We start from the raw sequence: 15,457 nt of genomic DNA, 5'->3' as shown, positions 1-15,457 counted from the left end.
GGGGGGGGGGTGGGGGCGGTGGGGGAGGCTGGGGCGGAGGGGGAAGATGGGGGAGAAGAAACGACAGCAAGTCGGGACGTTGAACATCTCCCCTATCTCCCCTATCTCCCCCATCTCCCCCATCTCCCCCACCTCCCCCATCTCCCCCACCTCCCCCATCTCCCCCATCTCCCCTATCTCCCCCACCTCCCCCATCTCCCCTATCTCCCCCACCTCCCCCATCTCCCCCACCTCCCCCATCTCCCCCATCTCCCCCATCTCCCCCATCTCCCCCATCTCCCAATCCATCATCCCACTAACAAATTCTCCTCCGGATAGCGGATGTTACTCGGTTTGGGGTCTCCGATGATGGCGCTCATGAGCATGATCATTCCCACCCGGCCTACATACATAGTGACGATGAGTACCAGTTGGCCTACGGTGGAGAGATCTGCCGTGATACCCATCGACAAACCAACAGTGGCAAAGGCGGAGACCACTTCAAACAGAAGCGCAATAAATTCGCTCTTGGGGTCGCTGATTGTCAGCACAAGGGTGGCGAGAACGACGACACCGAGGGAACTAACGACCACGGCAACGGCTTTCAAAATCAGTTCGGGGGGAATTTGACGATCAAAGCAGAGTACCTGGGTGCGTCCCTGGAGTACGGAACGGGTGCCGCTTGCCAGTACCCGCACTGTGGTGGTTTTGATGCCGCCTCCGGTACTGCCTGGAGAGGCCCCGATAAACATCAAGGCAATGATGATAAAGAGGGCCGCTGTGGTCATTTCACCGATATTAATGCTGTTAAATCCGGCGGTACGGCTGATGACGGACTGAAACCAGGCGCTGAGCAGCTTTTCGAGGAACCCGACATTTTTCAAGGTTTCGGGATTTTGGGATTCGGTGAAGAAAAGGCCCAGGGTGCCTACAACTAGCAGGATCAGGGTCGTACTGGTGACGATTTTAAAATGAAGGGAAAAGACGACCCGTTCGCGACTTTTGGAAATGCGATCGCGTACCCACATATACATTTCCATGATGACTTGATAGCCAATCCCCCCAAAAATCACCAACAAGGTGATCACCAAATTCACGGGGATGGATCCGGCATAGCCGATTAAATTATCAGCAAACAAACTAAACCCGGCATTGTTAAAGGCGCTAACGCTATGAAAAATTGAAAGCCAAAAGCCCTTGTCCAAGCCAAAGTCTGGGGTAAAAACGAACAGGAGTAAGAACGTCCCGGTTAGTTCAAAGATTAAGGTCATGGCAAGAATGGAACGCACCAAGGGGACCACCCCGGACATTTCTGTAGTATCTAAGGATTGTTGAAGGGCTACGCGATCGCGCAATCCCAAGCGCCGTCCCAGTAAAAGCAGCAAAAAGGTGTTGACGGTCATGTAACCGAGTCCACCGAGTTGAATCAGCAAGATAATGAAAAATTGGCCCAATCCCGAATAATGGGTGCCGGTATCAACGACGACTAAGCCGGTGACGCAGACGGCGGAGGTGGCGGTAAATAAGGCAGTGACGAAATTGTCCCAGGTCCCATCACTGCTAGAGATGGGCAGCAGCAGCAGAATGGTGCCGATCGCAATAATTACCAGAAAGCCAAGACAAATGGTTCTAGCAACAGTCATGATATTTTAGCTGTTAGATTGTTTTGATTTTAGGCCGAAGGGTTGATCTCTTATCAACTCCCCGGCAGTCTGGGGCAATTTGTTTGTAAATCGGCTATTTTATCTGGATGCTACAGGGACCTCGGTGATCCCATTTCCTCGTGGTTCTTCCCAAATGGTTCTAACATCCCTGTTTTTGAATTTGCCCTTGCAAATAGGCGTCGGGTTCCCTGGTGTCCAAAAGGCCAAATTTTAAGGGTTCATCCCGCCGGATGGTGGTGGGGTCTGTCCCAGTTATTTGGCGAGTTGTCGGGTTCATCCGGTGAGAAATACTTCCTCGGCGATCGCCTCATGGGGGACATTTTGCCAGTCTAATATTCTCTAACGGTATTATCCCACTTTTCATACCCTTCTAATACCAAATCCGGTTGTTAAAAGTCGTTTTTCTCTCCAGCCCGCGTAGGCGGGCTACCCTTCACCGAAGCCGCTAGCGCGTCTACGTCCGTATAGACCCACCCTTGAGGGTGTGGGTTTTTATAGATCTATCACAACCGGATTTGATATAATTCATTAATAGGCCGCGAAATATATAGACCTCTGGCAAAAAAAAGGGAATTGCTCCCCCTTTCCCCCCCATTAATAACGCCTATCGGCTTGAAAGAATTTTGCAAGAGGTCGAATATACTAAAATGGCAGCACAGACCGAGAGGAAAATAGGAACAGCGTATCCCCCAAAAATCTGATAAGTCACGTTTAGTTTTGAGAAATCCCTGCGATCGGGTAAAGGGTTTGCTAACATCAGGCAGATTTTTCCAATGGGTTCGCGATCGTTTACAATAGAGGCTGCTTTACTGTAAGCCAAGGGCTTCTGAGTGTTGACCAGCCATGATGACGAGCAACTTGTACGAGCAAATTCAGCAGTTTTACGATGCTTCCTCCGGACTCTGGGAACGGGTTTGGGGGGAACATATGCATCACGGGTATTACGGCGAGAGGGGCGATCGCCGGTTGGATCGACGACAGGCACAGATTGACTTGATTGAGGAACTCCTGGCTTGGACTGGGGTGCAGTTGTCTAAGGACCTCACGGGCCGGGTTTCCACGATTTTAGATGTAGGTTGCGGCATCGGTGGGAGTTCTTTATACTTAGCACAAAAGTTTAACGCCAGCGCAATCGGAATTACCCTCAGTCCGGTCCAGGCGGCCCGGGCCACAGAACGAGCCAAAGAAGCTGGAATCCCGACCTCCTCGGGTCTGGAAGGGGGGAGCATGACCCCGGGTCCAAGGGCGGAGTTTCGCGTCGCCAATGCCCTAGAATTGCCCTTTGCAGATAATTCCTTTGATCTCGTCTGGACCCTGGAAAGCGGCGAACATATGCCGGATAAAAAGAAGTTTTTACAGGAATGCTATCGGGTACTCGCCCCGGGAGGCGCGTTGATGATGGCAACTTGGTGTCATCGTCCCGTTGCACCACCCTGTGCACCCCTAAGCGATCGCGAACGGCATCAATTAATGGAAATTTACAAGGTTTATTGCTTGCCCTACGTGATTTCTTTACCCGAATATGAGACAATTGCCCGAGAAATTGGATTTGAAGGGATTCAGGTGGCAGATTGGTCTACAGCGGTGGCCCCGTTTTGGGATTTAGTGATTGATTCTGCTTTTGACCCCTCGGTCCTTTTGGGATTATTATTATCCGGTTGGCAAACTATTCAAGGGGCGCTTGCTCTGGGGCTGATGCGTGATGGATATAAGCAAGGGTTAATTCGATATGGGTTACTCTGTGGAACGAAATCCTAACTTTTATTAAGCGTTTTTGCTGTTGTGGTGAGTCTATTTTTAGCGAGATTATGAGCCAAATTTCTCCCTCTCCCCCTGCGGTTTCTCAACCGGCTGAAATGAATATGGTCCAGAAATATGCCCCTTGGCTCTATTCATTCTGGAAATTTACCCGCCCTCATACAATTATTGGCACCAGTTTGAGTGCGATCGGTTTGTTTGCGATCGCCCAAGCTTTTTCTGGGGACAGCCTCACCGGAAAAGCCCTCTTGCCCTTATTTGGGACTTGGTTTACCTGTTTGTGTGGGAATGTTTATATTGTTGGATTAAACCAACTTTTTGATATTGAAATTGACCAAATTAATAAGCCAGAATTACCCGTAGCAGCCGGTGAGTTTTCCCGCAAACAAGGGCAATTAATTGTAGGAATTACGGGCATTTTAGCGATTGCTTTAGCTTGGTTACAAGGTCCTTGGTTGTTGGCAACGGTGGGAATTAGTTTGGGCTTAGGAACGGCTTATTCCTTGCCGCCCATTCGCTTAAAACGCTTTCCATTTTGGGCGTCTTTTTGCATTTTTACGGTGCGCGGGATTATTGTTAATTTAGGGTTATTTTTACATTACCAATGGGTGATGCAAAAAGAGGGTTTGGTGATGATTCCCCCTTCAGTATGGGCCCTGACTTTGTTTGTCTTAGGCTTTACCTTTGCGATCGCCATTTTTAAAGATATTCCCGATATGGAAGGCGATCGGCTTTATCAGATTAGCACCTTGACCCTACGTTTGGGAGCGCGTACTGTCTTTGATTTAGCAAGATGGGTAATTGTCATCTGTTATATTGCTACCAGTGTAGCTGCGTTTTTCTGGTTACCTCAAATCAATCCCTTCGTGTTGGCGATCGCGCATGGGGTGGCATTGACGGGGTTATGGTGGCGCAGTCGTGAGGTAGATTTAGAAGATAAAAGCGCGATCGCCGCTTGCTATCAATTTATTTGGAAACTGTTTTTCCTGGAATATATCATGTTTCCCGTGGCTTGTCTGTTGGCGTAAATTTCAGATCATCACCCTCCCCGATAGCCGTTAAATAGCCGTGAAATAATGGACGTGAATCAATCTGAGACCCCTTACACACACCTGTCGGTTTCGCAATGTTGGGAAATGGCTCAAAAACAGTGCGAAGCTGGGAATTTTGCCTTGGCACAAACTCTATGTCGGGAAATCCTCCATCGGGAACCAGAGAACCTTCTGACATTGAACCTCTTGGGGACGATCGCCGCCCAAGAGGGAGACAATCTAGGGGCGATCGATTGGTATCAACAAGGGGTAAAGATCCATCCGAATGTGCCGGAGTTCCATTACAATCTGGCAAATTCCCTAAAGTTGGAGGGACAACCGGCAGAGGCGATCGCCCATTATCAGCAAGCGATTACCCTGCGTCCTAATTATACCAAAGCATTCTATAATTTAGGCAATTTGTACCTGGAAGGGGGAGAGATTCAAGCAGCGATCGCCCAGTATCAACAAGCCCTTGCCTTAGATCCGCAGGACTTACAAATTCAGACAAATCTCGGCAATGCTTTGAAAGAATCGGGAGATTTAGCGGCGGCAGTCGCCCAATATCGACAAGTCTGCGATCGCTCTCCCGATTCGGCGGAATTCCACTATAACCTTGGGGTTGCCTTGCATGATGCCGGAGATTTAGCCGAGGCAGTCGCTTGTTATGATCGGGCGATCGCGATCGAACCTCACACCGTGATATTCCATTGGAATCGCGCCCTCTCCCTCCTGATCTCAGGAGACTACCCACGGGGATTTGTTGAATATGAATGGCGGTGGCAAACAGAAACCCTCAAACCCCGCCCATTTCCCCAACCGCTATGGGACGGTTCCCCCCTCACCGGGCGCACCATTCTCCTCCATAGTGAACAGGGATTCGGAGATACCCTGCAATTTATCCGTTATATTCCCCTTGTCGCAGCCCTGGGCGGGCGAGTAATCCTGGAGTGTTATCCCCCCTTATTTCCCTTGTTGAAACAGCTAGAAGGGGTGGATATCCTGGTTATCAAGGATGAGCCTTTACCGGCGTTTGATGTTCATGCGCCCTTGATGAGTTTACCGCGCATTTTGGGTACAACGTTAGAAACAATTCCCTGTGAGATTCCCTATCTAATGGTGCGTCCCCCTCACTCTTCCCGGCTGGGGCTATCCGAACAAAGCCCGCACCCTGGAAGGGTGGGGCTATCCGAACAAAGCCCGCCTGCGCGGGCTAACGACCCCAGCCTGCACCCTGGAAGGGTGGGGCTATCCGAACAAAGCCCGCCTGCGCGGGCTGAGGTATCTTTAGTACAAAACGACCAAAATGCCTCTGACTCCCCCCTTCTTAAGGGGGGTTGGGGGGGATCTCTTCTAAAAACAACCGCCCCAAATTCCCTCCCTTCTCACTCTTTCAAAATTGGAATAGTTTGGGCAGCAAATCATGAAAATCCTACCTCTATCAAACGTTCTTGTCCATTCACTTATTTTTTACAATTAGTAGAAGAATTGGCAACTTCTATAGGCTTTTATAGCTTACAAAAAGGCTCTAACGAACTCCCTAAAATATCCCGTCAAGTTCCGATTCATGATTTGGCTCCTCAATTGAATCATTTCCGGGATACCGCTGAAATTATGGCGGAATTAGACTTAATTATTACCGTGGATACGGCAGTGGCTCATTTAGCCGGGGCATTGGGAAAACCGGCTTGGGTGTTGCTGCCTTTTGCGCCGGATTGGCGATGGTTGCTGCATCGCTCCGATTCGCCTTGGTATCCTACCCTGCGCCTGTTTCGCCAAAGCAAGCCGGGGGATTGGCAAAGTGTTTTTGAGGAGGTGAAACAAGCCTTAATTGAAGCAGGGGAATGGACAGAAAACCGGGCAGAAATGCCCCGGGAAGTGAGTGTAAAGCTGGGACGCGGGATTACAGCTCATCACGGGGGAGATTTAATCAAAGCGGAACGGTTTTATCGGCAAGTGTTGGAACAAATGCCGAACCATCCGGTGGCTTTAACGAATTTGGGAATGATTCTGAAAAGTCAGGGAAACTGTCAAGAAGCTGTGACTTGTTATCACCAAGCTTTACCTTATGCCCCGCAAGAAGTGGGGTTGCATTACAACTTAGGAAATGCCCTCTGGGAACTGGGGAAACGGGAAGCGGCGATCGCCCAGTTTGAGCGGGTGATTGTCTTGCAACCGAATCATGTGGATGGATATAATAATCTGGGGATGGTGTTGCATGAGTTAGGCGAATTAGAATCGGCTATTCCTCACTTTGAACAGGCGATCGCCCTAAATCCCAACTATGCCCAAGGATACAATAATTTAGGGTTGGTGTTGCATGACATGGGACGAGTCGAAGAGGCGATCGCCTGCTATGACACTGCCCTGCGCCTACAACCGGACTACTCCGAAGCCCATAACAACCGGGGAATTGCCTTACTCATCCAAGGGGAATTACGCCAGGGATTTCGGGAATATGAATGGCGGTGGCGGGTGAAAGCAGCACCGGATTTACCGCCGATTCCTGCCCCCTTTTGGGACGGTTCCGATCTTCAAGGTAAGACAATTTTACTCCATGCCGAACAAGGTTTGGGAGATTGTATCCAATTCATCCGCTATGCTGCCTTACTCGTCCAACGCGGGGGGCGAGTCGTTGCCTTGGTTAACCAACCCTTGGTGCGCTTATTTAAAAGCGTACCGGGCATTGATCGCGTCAGTGCCTATTGGTCCGAATTGGCACCGATTGATGTGTGGATTCCCCTGTTGAGCTTGCCTCACATTCTGGGAACCACCTTAGATACTATCCCTCGAAAAATTCCCTATCTCACACACTCCCATTTAGCCCCGGTGATACTCCATGCACCGGGATTAAAGGTGGGTATCGTCTGGGCGGGGAATCCACAACATAAGGGCGATCGCACTCGTTCCTGTCCCTTGCGCTATTTTCTCCCCCTGCTCAACATTCCGGGCATTAAGTGGTATAGTCTACAAAAAGGCCCCGAAGAAACCCGAATTCGCCAGCAAAATCTCCCGATTAACGATTTAGCCCCGCATTTGCAGGATTTAGCAGATACGGCAGCAGTTATTGCTCAATTAGACTTGGTGATTACGGTAGATACTTCTATCGCACATTTAGCCGGTGCCTTGGGTAAACCTGTTTGGGTAGCGTTAAGCTATGCCCCGGATTGGCGGTGGATGCTCAACCGCAGTGATTCCCCTTGGTATCCGACAATGCGCCTGTTTCGCCAGGAGGAACGGGGGGACTGGCAAGGGGTATTTGATGAGGTGGCACAGAGTTTAACTGAGGTGTTGGCAACGCGGGTTGTCTTGCCGGAACCGGAGACAATCAGCCCAGAATTCGCCCTCGCCCGCCAAGATTACGAAGCGGGCAATTTTGCCAACGCTCAACGCCGTTGCCGGGTGTTGCTGCGTCAGTATCCCAATCAGGCGCAAGGATGGCAACTGTTAGGGGCGATCGCCCATCAAGGGGGAAAATTTCATACAGCAGTGGGGTATTACAAGCAAGCGATCGCTGCTGATTCCCACTATCTCCCCGCCTATATCAATCTCGGGGCAGCCTTACGCAGTTTGGGCAAAACCAGTGAGGCGATTTCTTATTTAGCACAAGCGATCGCCGTGGATTCCCACTGTCTCGCCGCCCATTATAATCTGGGAAATGCCTTGTCTGACGAGGGACATTTCCAGGAAGCGATCGCCCACTATCGCCAAGTCATTGCCCTGGATGCCCATCATAGTCAAGCGCATTACCATCTAGGAAATGCCCTACAAGAAGTGGGGAATGTAACGGAGGCAGTCGCCCAGATCCAGCAGGCAACGACCCTTGACCCCAGTTATACAGAAGCTCATAATACTCTGGGGAATCTGTTCCTCAAGGAAGGGAGAATTGCCGAGGCAATGGCTTGTTTTCAGCAGGCGACTGCCCTGGATTCCCAGTATATTGACGCCCAAATTAACCTGGGAACGGCTTTTCAGGAACAACATCAAACCACAGCGGCGATCGCTGCCTATCACCGCGCCCTCGAAATCCAGCCCGACTCTGCCGAAGCTCACCTTAACCTCGCCCTCAGTCTTCTGACTGCTGGAGACTTCCGCAAAGGTTTTAGCGAATATGAATGGCGGTGGCGCGTCAAAGGATACCCCGCCCCACCTCACTTTGAGGTTCCTCGGTGGGAAGGTACGGATTTAACGGGCAAGACCCTCCTATTATATGGGGAACAAGGCTTAGGGGATACACTCCAATTTATCCGCTATGCCACCTTACTTGCACAACAGGGAATTCGCGTAGTCGCCTTAGTTGCGGCGCCTCTGGTTTCTGTCTTGAAAACGGTTCCGGGGATTGATGCAATTAGTTCCAATCAGCAGGATTTAAAACCCTTTGACAGTTGGATTCCTTTGATGAGTTTACCTCGAATTTTGGGGACGATTTCTACCACAATTCCCGCTACCATTCCTTATATTCAGCCCCCCAATTACCGGCAAATGCCCCTTGACTCGACACAATTTAAAGTGGGGATTGTTTGGGCAGGAAATCCGAAACACCACCGGGATTATAAGCGGTCCTGTTCCCTGGATGTTTTTCAACCCTTCTTAACAGTTCCTGGAGTCCAATTTTATAGTCTCCAAAAAGGGCAAGCGGGGGAAACTTGGCAAGGAAAAAATTTACCCATTCAGGATTTAGGACCCTTCCTCCAGGATTTTGCCGATACCGCTGCGGCAATCTCCCAATTAGACTTAATTATTACTGTTGATACCTCCGTTGCCCATTTAGCTGGGGCGATGGGTAAACCCACTTGGCTATTATTAGCTTATACTCCCGATTGGCGTTGGGGACTCGATGGTTGCGCTTCTCCGTGGTATCCAAGTCTGCGATTATTCCGGCAAAAACAGCCGGGAGAGTGGCAGGAAGTTGGCGATCGCATTACTGAAGAATTGCGGCAAACTGTGGAGAATTCAGGAAGGGTGGGGCTACGGGACCAGGACCCATCTTTGCCCGGGAAAAAAGGGGTAGAAAGTGAAGTCAGGATGAACCTAAAATCGATGATTAGTGAATCAATTCGCGATCGCACCCAAGGCGTTTCCAAACCGGCTCAGAATCCCTTGAGATTGGGCCTTGCATGGCCGATAAACCAGATGACAGGGTGGGGGATTTATGGGACAAACCTCACCCTGCAACTGCAAAAAAACCCGGGATATGAACCGATGTTATTGCTGCCACCGGATATCACTGGGGTAGTGAATCCGTTGGTGCGATCGCAACTCCAACCTGTGTGCGATCGATATCAAAATTTAGAACAATTGCGGCAGCAAAACCCAGGTAAACCCATTTGGTGTGATTTTCCCGTCCTTTATGACCTCGGTAATGATTTTATCAGTCTGGCAACAACCAAACAAATCAGCAGCAAACAGAATATCGGGTTTATCTTTTTTGAAGATACTGATTTCCCACCCGAAAAACGCAATCGAGCAAATGAATATTCGTTAATTATTGCCGGTTCCACTTGGAATGCTGAGGTTCTTAAAAGTCAGGGAATCACCACAGTTCAGGCATTACCCCAAGGGATTGACCCCACCTTGTTTCATCCCGCCCCCAAATCCAATTTATTTGGCGATCGCTTCGTCATCTTCAGCGGCGGAAAATTAGAATATCGCAAAGGGCAAGATATCGTCATTGCCGCCTTTAAAGCCTTCCAAAAGCGTCACCCTGAAGCCTTACTCATCACCGCATGGCATAACTTTTGGCCCCAATTTATGCGCGGACTCCAAACCACGGGTCATGTCACCGGACTGCCGAAAATTGGGACAGATAAACGCTTAAATATTACCGAGTGGCTACTCAACAATGGGTTAACTCCTGACTCCTTTATCGATATTGGTGTAATTTCCAATTATCTGATGCCGCAAATCATCCGGGAAGCCGACTGTGCCCTCTTTACCAATCGCTGCGAAGGGGGAACCAACCTTGTTGCAATGGAAACAATGGCTTGCGGAATTCCTACTATTCTATCTGCCAATACCGGACATTTAGACTTGATTGACCCTAATCATTGCTATCCCTTGATAATTCAGAAACCCGTCCAACCTACCCCACAATTTATCGGCGTCGAAGGCTGGGGAGAGTCGGACCTTGAGGAAATTATAGAAACCCTAGAAACCCTTTATCAAAATCGTGAAATTGCCCAACAAAAAGGCATTGCCGCCGCCCAATTTATGCAACAATGGACCTGGGAAAACCAAGTTAATCGCCTCCTGGAAATTCTAGGAGAAATTCTGTAACTTGATGGGCAATTCTATAAAACCCGCGCCCTAAAGGGTGGGGCTATAGGGACTAAGCCCGCCTGCGCGGGCTAATAAAAATGACTTTTGATACCTCCTACTGTCAATCATGCCTTTAACCGTTAATCTATGACTCAAACTCTCCCCCAATCCTCAACGAAAAAACCCGTTAATTTGTTAGTCCGCCTCAATCAGGAATATCATAAATTGTGCCTACATTTGGATATTTCCAAATACAGCCAAAAAATCATGTGGCATTACTTCTCTCAGGGGAAATTCTATGAACCTGAAGAGTCTAAATTTTTAGAACGAGTGTTAAAACCCGGGGATACCTTTATTGATATTGGTGCACATATTGGCTATTATTCTCTCCTTGCGGCAATTTTAATCGGCGAAACCGGCAGAGTAATTAGCATTGAACCGGATAAAACCAATATCAACTGGATTCAAGACCATATTACCTTAAATCAGTTCCGCCAAATTGAGGCAATTCCTACAGTATTGGGTTCAGAAACAAAACCTGTAGAATTTTTTTATAATGCCGATAATGATGGGGGACACGCCTTATGGGATGTGGGATTGCATCAATTTAATAAAATCAGTCGCAGTCACCCTCAAACCTCTACTCTATCCATGACAACCCTCGATGAAGTTGTCCGAGACAAAGGATTAACGGGAGTAAAATTAATTAAAATCGACACTGAAGGGGCAGAATATCAAGTTTTACAAGGTTCCTTAAAAACCCTTACAACTTATCAAGTCCCCTACATCATCGCCGAAATCAATCGCTTCGCATTGAATAAAATGGGAACCGATGAAAAACAGTTACGAGAGTTCATGGCATCCCTAGGATACAGTCCCTATTTATTACGAAATGAGTCACCCCACTGGGTGAAATTATCCCCGGATCAATATTACAATTCGCAATATGTTTTTAACTTAGTCTTTGCCTTAAGTGATGAACTAGAGTTTACCTGAATTTGATTAGGGTTAGAAACCGGGTTTCTTTCATCAATTTAGGCGAGGAGGCAACAGTTATTGCAGAAACCCGGTTTCTGGTCCTCTTGTAGGGGGTTAGAAACCGGGTTTCTTTCATCAATTTAGGCGAGGAGGCAACAGTTATTGCAGAAACCCGGTTTCTAGTTTCTAAAAATTGCCTTATGTCTACTTCAAAAAAGTCAAAGTTGAGTTTCACCTAACTTTAAAAACTCTTCTGCCCGATTAATTTGTTCATTGGCTTGAGATTCTGTAATTTCAGTATTAATATCATAATCAGCTTGGTTCCGTTTGTTTTGAGCATCAATGAGGTAACGGTGAAATTCTACCGGAATTCTTCCAGTTCGCGCAAAGTCTCGCCCCAATGCAGAAATCACCGCCGCATGACTCGAAAAAGCGAGTCCGTCCCCTAATAAAAAGGCTTCAGCTACATAAAACATCGTATAATAAGCCCGTGAAGCTGAAATATCATACAAATGATTGTCAAGCAATAATTTTGCAGCCTGAAGGCTGTCTTGAGCTTTTTTTAGCAAGGCGATTTGTTCGGGGATCAAAGCGTCACTCCTTCTCGATGAACGTTTAGAAAAAAAGGACTTTTCTCTTGCTGAAACCGATGGGAAGAAACAAAGGCCGTAGAAATTACCACGGTATGTTCTAAACACAAGTTGGCAATAAATTGACTGGTGCGATCAATTTCTGTCCAGGCATCCACTGGATCAGTCAAAATGACTAAAATGTCAATATCTGAATCGGGTTTCGCATCGCCTCTCGCTTGGGAACCATAGAGAATTAATTGTTCGAGCTTTTTTCCATACAGGGTTTGAAAATAAGTCCGAAGGGTGGGTAAGAGAGTTGAACAGGTATTTTGCATGGGTTACCCTGGGGAAATTGGGGAGAAAATAACGACTGAAGTCGTTACTACGAACTAAGAAAAAGAACGACTGAAGTCGTTACTACGAACTTAAGAGAAAATTAATCTTTGTCTCGGCGATCGAAGATGGTGGATTTGCCGGGGACCATTAACTGTGCGGGGTAGAGGTAAACTTTTCCTTGCATGACGGCAGCAATGCGTCTGGCATCGGTTTCTCGATAGGGAACGGTTCGGCAATATAAGTCCATGTCTCGATAGACTGCGGGTTTTAACTTTTTGTTGGCATCGACTTGTTTATGCTGATAGGTTTCATCGATTTCTGCTTTACCATATCCCCAGTGTAAATGTTCGGTTAGGATATCGGGAATGTAGTGCAATCTGCCGACTCGTTTGGCAATTTCCCAAATCCACATATCATCATAGAGGCATTCAAATAATCCGGTGGTAAAATAGCCTAATGTTTGACACCATTTACGGGAAACGATGGGGAAGGTGCAGAGTTTTTCTTGCCAATGTCCCTCGTTAAACCACATACAAAAGATCTCATCGGGATATTTCTGGGTTTCGATGTCGAGGCGATCGTCCCATCCAAAATCGTTGTAAGTTTGGTCATCGGCTGCCATAATTAGGAGGTTACCTTGGCAGCGACTGGCGAGCTCGTTCCATGCTTTGGAAATCCCGATCGCCTCTCCTAATAAAAACCCACAGCGGCGAAATCGGTCCAATTTCGGTTTATGGGTTTTAAACACCTCCAAATACTCAGATTGTTTCCTGTCGTCATCATCTACATAAAACAGCAGTTCGACTCGCTGGGGTTGAGATGCCGTGTTTAACACGCTCAAAGCAAGTCGTAATGCCTGTTCCGGACGTCCTCGCGTGGGACAAAGGAGGGAGATGGTTTGCTGGGGGTTTGACATGGTTTCAGGTGATTTTCGATGAAGCACTCCTGATCGAAAATACTATATGAGTTGCGGTTTAGTCAGGGTGAAGGGGAGAATTGCCACAAAAGGCGGCAGTGCCACCCTAATCAGGTTAAGATACCGTCTGAGGATGTCAAAAGGGACAAGTAATTGTGACTGAAACAGGGGGAATTGTCTATTTGGTGGGTGCAGGACCCGGTGATGCTGCCTATTTAACGGTGCGATCGCGGCAATTGTTGGCAGAAGCTGAGGCGATCGTGTATGATGCCCTGATTGATGAGCAATTGCTGCAATTAGCTCCTGCCGGTTGTCAGCGGATCCATGTCGGCAAACGCGGTGGACAACCGAGTTGGCAACAGGGGGATATCGATCGCCTCCTGGTGGCGCAATGTCAGCAAGGTAAGCGGGTGGTTCGCCTGAAAAGTGGAGACCCCTTTATTTTCGGACGCTGTACGGAGGAAATCCAGGCGTTGAAGGCGGCAAGATGTGCCTATGAAGTCATCCCTGGCATTTCTTCGGCGTTAGCGGGACCGTTACTGGCGGGAATTCCCCTCACTGATCCGGTGATGAGTCATTCGTTTACGGTGGTGACGGGACATGATTGCGATCGCCTCGACTGGGAAACCCTGACACGAATGCCGACGCTTGTCATTTTGATGGGGACTCGGCAACTGGATGAAATCCTCCGGCAGTTGCTGCAACATGGCAAATCCCCCCAAACTCCTATCGCCATTATTCGCGCTTGTGGTACCAGTCGTCAGTTTGTCTGGATAGGAACCTTAGTTGATATCCGCGATCGCACCCGAGGGGAATCTCTCTCTCCTGCGGTGATGGTGATTGGCGAAGTGGTCAAATTGCGCGACTATCTGCTTCCGAATTCCCCCTCTCGTCGTCCACTCTCCCCTGATTCTGCTGACTCTGTTTCCATGTCTAACTATTCATCTCACTCTACAAATTCTTCCCCTCATTCTGCCTCGGGGTTAACGGGAAAAACGGTTCTCGTCACGCGATCGGCAGGACAATCGAGTACCTTTACGGAAATGCTAACCGCTGCGGGTGCAACGGTAATTGAAATGCCAGCGTTGGAAATTCGTCCTCCCTCCAGTTGGGAGTCGCTGGATCGTGCGATCGCCCGAATTTCCGACTTTGACTGGTTAATTCTCACCTCTGCCAATGCCGTGGATTACTTCTGCGATCGCCTTCTTGCCACCGGAAAAGATACTCGCATCTTGGCAGGCGTTAAAATTGCAGTCGTTGGCAAAAAAACTGCTGCCACCTTACAACAGCGGAGTTTAACAGCGGATTATATTCCCCCGGATTTTGTGGCAGATTCCCTGGTGGAACAATTTCCCGAGAATGTATCGGGACAAAAAATCTTGTTTCCTCGGGTAGAAACCGGGGGACGAGAAGTATTGGTGACGGAGTTTACGACTCAAGGTGCGATTGTGGAAGAAGTTGCTGCTTATGAGTCCGGTTGTCCCGATGCGATCGCGCCGGAAGCATGGAACGCACTGCAACACAGACGCATTGATATCCTCACCTTTGCCAGTTCCAAAACCGTGCGAAACTTTTGTCAATTACTCGATCGCAAATCTAGGAGTGGTGAGCAACCTTGGCAAAGCTTATTAAACAAAGTGCGAATTGCTTCAATTGGTCCGCAGACCTCAAAAACCTGTTATGAATTACTCGGACGAGTCGATGTGGAAGCTCAGGAATATACCTTGGATGGCTTGCTACAAGCCTTACTCTCTGATAACTTGTGAGGGGATTCATTGACCCTTTCTACAGAAAAAGCCGGTTTTTGCGAAACCGGACTTGAGAAAATTGCTCTCAGGTCTGGTTTAGCTTAGCACCCTAAACCAACCTCGTCTCACGCTGTGCAGTAAGCGCTTGATCATGCGTCTCTCTTCTTGAGAAAGGTTAGACTCCGGTAATGCGTTTAAAAGTACCCAGTCGTGGAAG

Annotated in this window: 11 protein-coding genes; 5 read left to right on the top strand and 6 right to left on the bottom strand. The window is 48.4% G+C overall.

Annotated elements, in window-relative coordinates:
• From NG792_RS19085 to NG792_RS19075, 3 genes are all read right to left on the bottom strand, one after another.
• Positions 1-291, bottom strand: a 291-nt coding sequence (locus NG792_RS19085; protein WP_261236426.1) for a hypothetical protein, incomplete at its 3' end; no start/stop codon positions are given.
• Positions 288-1,622: a TrkH family potassium uptake protein gene (locus tag NG792_RS19080; RefSeq protein ID WP_261236425.1), complete on the bottom strand. Its 1,335-nt coding sequence runs from the start codon at positions 1,620-1,622 to the stop codon at positions 288-290. The genes NG792_RS19085 and NG792_RS19080, both read right to left, overlap by 4 nt.
• 160 nt (positions 1,623-1,782) lie before the next feature.
• On the bottom strand, positions 1,783-1,920 hold the full coding sequence (locus NG792_RS19075; protein WP_261200554.1) for a hypothetical protein: 138 nt from the start codon (positions 1,918-1,920) through the stop codon (positions 1,783-1,785).
• 569 nt (positions 1,921-2,489) lie between these two features.
• On the opposite strand from NG792_RS19075, the gene NG792_RS19070 reads away from it, so the two are divergent.
• The 4 genes from NG792_RS19070 to NG792_RS19055 all read left to right on the top strand — a co-directional run bounded on the left by NG792_RS19070 (position 2,490) and on the right by NG792_RS19055 (position 11,686).
• Positions 2,490-3,401 carry a methyltransferase domain-containing protein gene (locus NG792_RS19070; RefSeq protein WP_261200571.1) on the top strand — a complete coding sequence of 304 codons (912 nt, stop codon included), beginning with the start codon at positions 2,490-2,492 and terminating at the stop codon, positions 3,399-3,401.
• Positions 3,402-3,451: 50 nt separating this feature from the next.
• Positions 3,452-4,429, top strand: coding sequence for a homogentisate phytyltransferase (locus tag NG792_RS19065; protein ID WP_261200553.1), 978 nt, complete (start codon positions 3,452-3,454; stop codon positions 4,427-4,429).
• A gap of 108 nt (positions 4,430-4,537) precedes the next feature.
• Entirely contained in the window at positions 4,538-10,708 is a 6,171-nt protein-coding gene (locus NG792_RS19060; RefSeq protein WP_261236424.1) for a tetratricopeptide repeat protein, read from the top strand.
• Between the two features lie 129 nt (positions 10,709-10,837).
• The gene (locus NG792_RS19055; RefSeq protein ID WP_261200551.1) at positions 10,838-11,686 is read left to right on the top strand and encodes an FkbM family methyltransferase; all 849 of its coding nucleotides are present in this window, start codon (positions 10,838-10,840) and stop codon (positions 11,684-11,686) included.
• A gap of 200 nt (positions 11,687-11,886) precedes the next feature.
• Here the strand turns inward: NG792_RS19055 and NG792_RS19050 are convergent, their stop codons facing one another.
• The 3 genes from NG792_RS19050 to NG792_RS19040 all read right to left on the bottom strand — a co-directional run bounded on the left by NG792_RS19050 (position 11,887) and on the right by NG792_RS19040 (position 13,492).
• Complete coding sequence (locus NG792_RS19050; RefSeq protein ID WP_261200550.1) at positions 11,887-12,258, bottom strand: HEPN domain-containing protein; 372 nt, start codon at positions 12,256-12,258, stop codon at positions 11,887-11,889.
• Positions 12,255-12,575: a nucleotidyltransferase domain-containing protein gene (locus NG792_RS19045; RefSeq protein WP_261236423.1), complete on the bottom strand. Its 321-nt coding sequence runs from the start codon at positions 12,573-12,575 to the stop codon at positions 12,255-12,257. Before NG792_RS19045 ends, NG792_RS19050 begins: the two co-directional genes overlap by 4 nt.
• Positions 12,576-12,676: 101 nt before the next feature.
• Positions 12,677-13,492, bottom strand: a complete 816-nt coding sequence (locus NG792_RS19040; RefSeq protein WP_261200547.1) for a glycosyltransferase family 2 protein — start codon at positions 13,490-13,492, stop codon at positions 12,677-12,679.
• Positions 13,493-13,647: 155 nt separating this feature from the next.
• Between NG792_RS19040 and cobA the strand changes: the two genes are divergently transcribed.
• Positions 13,648-15,258, top strand: a complete 1,611-nt coding sequence (cobA, locus tag NG792_RS19035) for a uroporphyrinogen-III C-methyltransferase (protein ID WP_261236421.1) — start codon at positions 13,648-13,650, stop codon at positions 15,256-15,258.
• Positions 15,259-15,457 lie beyond the last annotated feature (199 nt).

The sequence above is a fragment of the Laspinema olomoucense D3b genome, assembly GCF_025370785.1.
Lineage (GTDB): Bacteria > Cyanobacteriota > Cyanobacteriia > Cyanobacteriales > Laspinemataceae > Laspinema > Laspinema olomoucense.
The sequence above is the reverse complement of the archived record's forward strand: the minus strand, read 5'-3'. Positions and strand labels throughout refer to the sequence as shown.

What these genes read in the sequence shown, in the direction of transcription:
- NG792_RS19055 (WP_261200551.1), top strand. Translation starts at nt 10,838, where the DNA reads ATGACTCAAACTCTCCCCCAATCCTCAACGAAAAAACCCGTTAATTTG.
- NG792_RS19040 (WP_261200547.1), bottom strand. Translation starts at nt 13,492, where the DNA reads ATGTCAAACCCCCAGCAAACCATCTCCCTCCTTTGTCCCACGCGAGGA.
- NG792_RS19075 (WP_261200554.1), bottom strand. Translation starts at nt 1,920, where the DNA reads ATGAACCCGACAACTCGCCAAATAACTGGGACAGACCCCACCACCATC.
- NG792_RS19065 (WP_261200553.1), top strand. Translation starts at nt 3,452, where the DNA reads ATGAGCCAAATTTCTCCCTCTCCCCCTGCGGTTTCTCAACCGGCTGAA.
- NG792_RS19045 (WP_261236423.1), bottom strand. Translation starts at nt 12,575, where the DNA reads ATGCAAAATACCTGTTCAACTCTCTTACCCACCCTTCGGACTTATTTT.
- NG792_RS19070 (WP_261200571.1), top strand. Translation starts at nt 2,490, where the DNA reads ATGACGAGCAACTTGTACGAGCAAATTCAGCAGTTTTACGATGCTTCC.
- NG792_RS19080 (WP_261236425.1), bottom strand. Translation starts at nt 1,622, where the DNA reads ATGACTGTTGCTAGAACCATTTGTCTTGGCTTTCTGGTAATTATTGCG.
- NG792_RS19060 (WP_261236424.1), top strand. Translation starts at nt 4,538, where the DNA reads ATGGCTCAAAAACAGTGCGAAGCTGGGAATTTTGCCTTGGCACAAACT.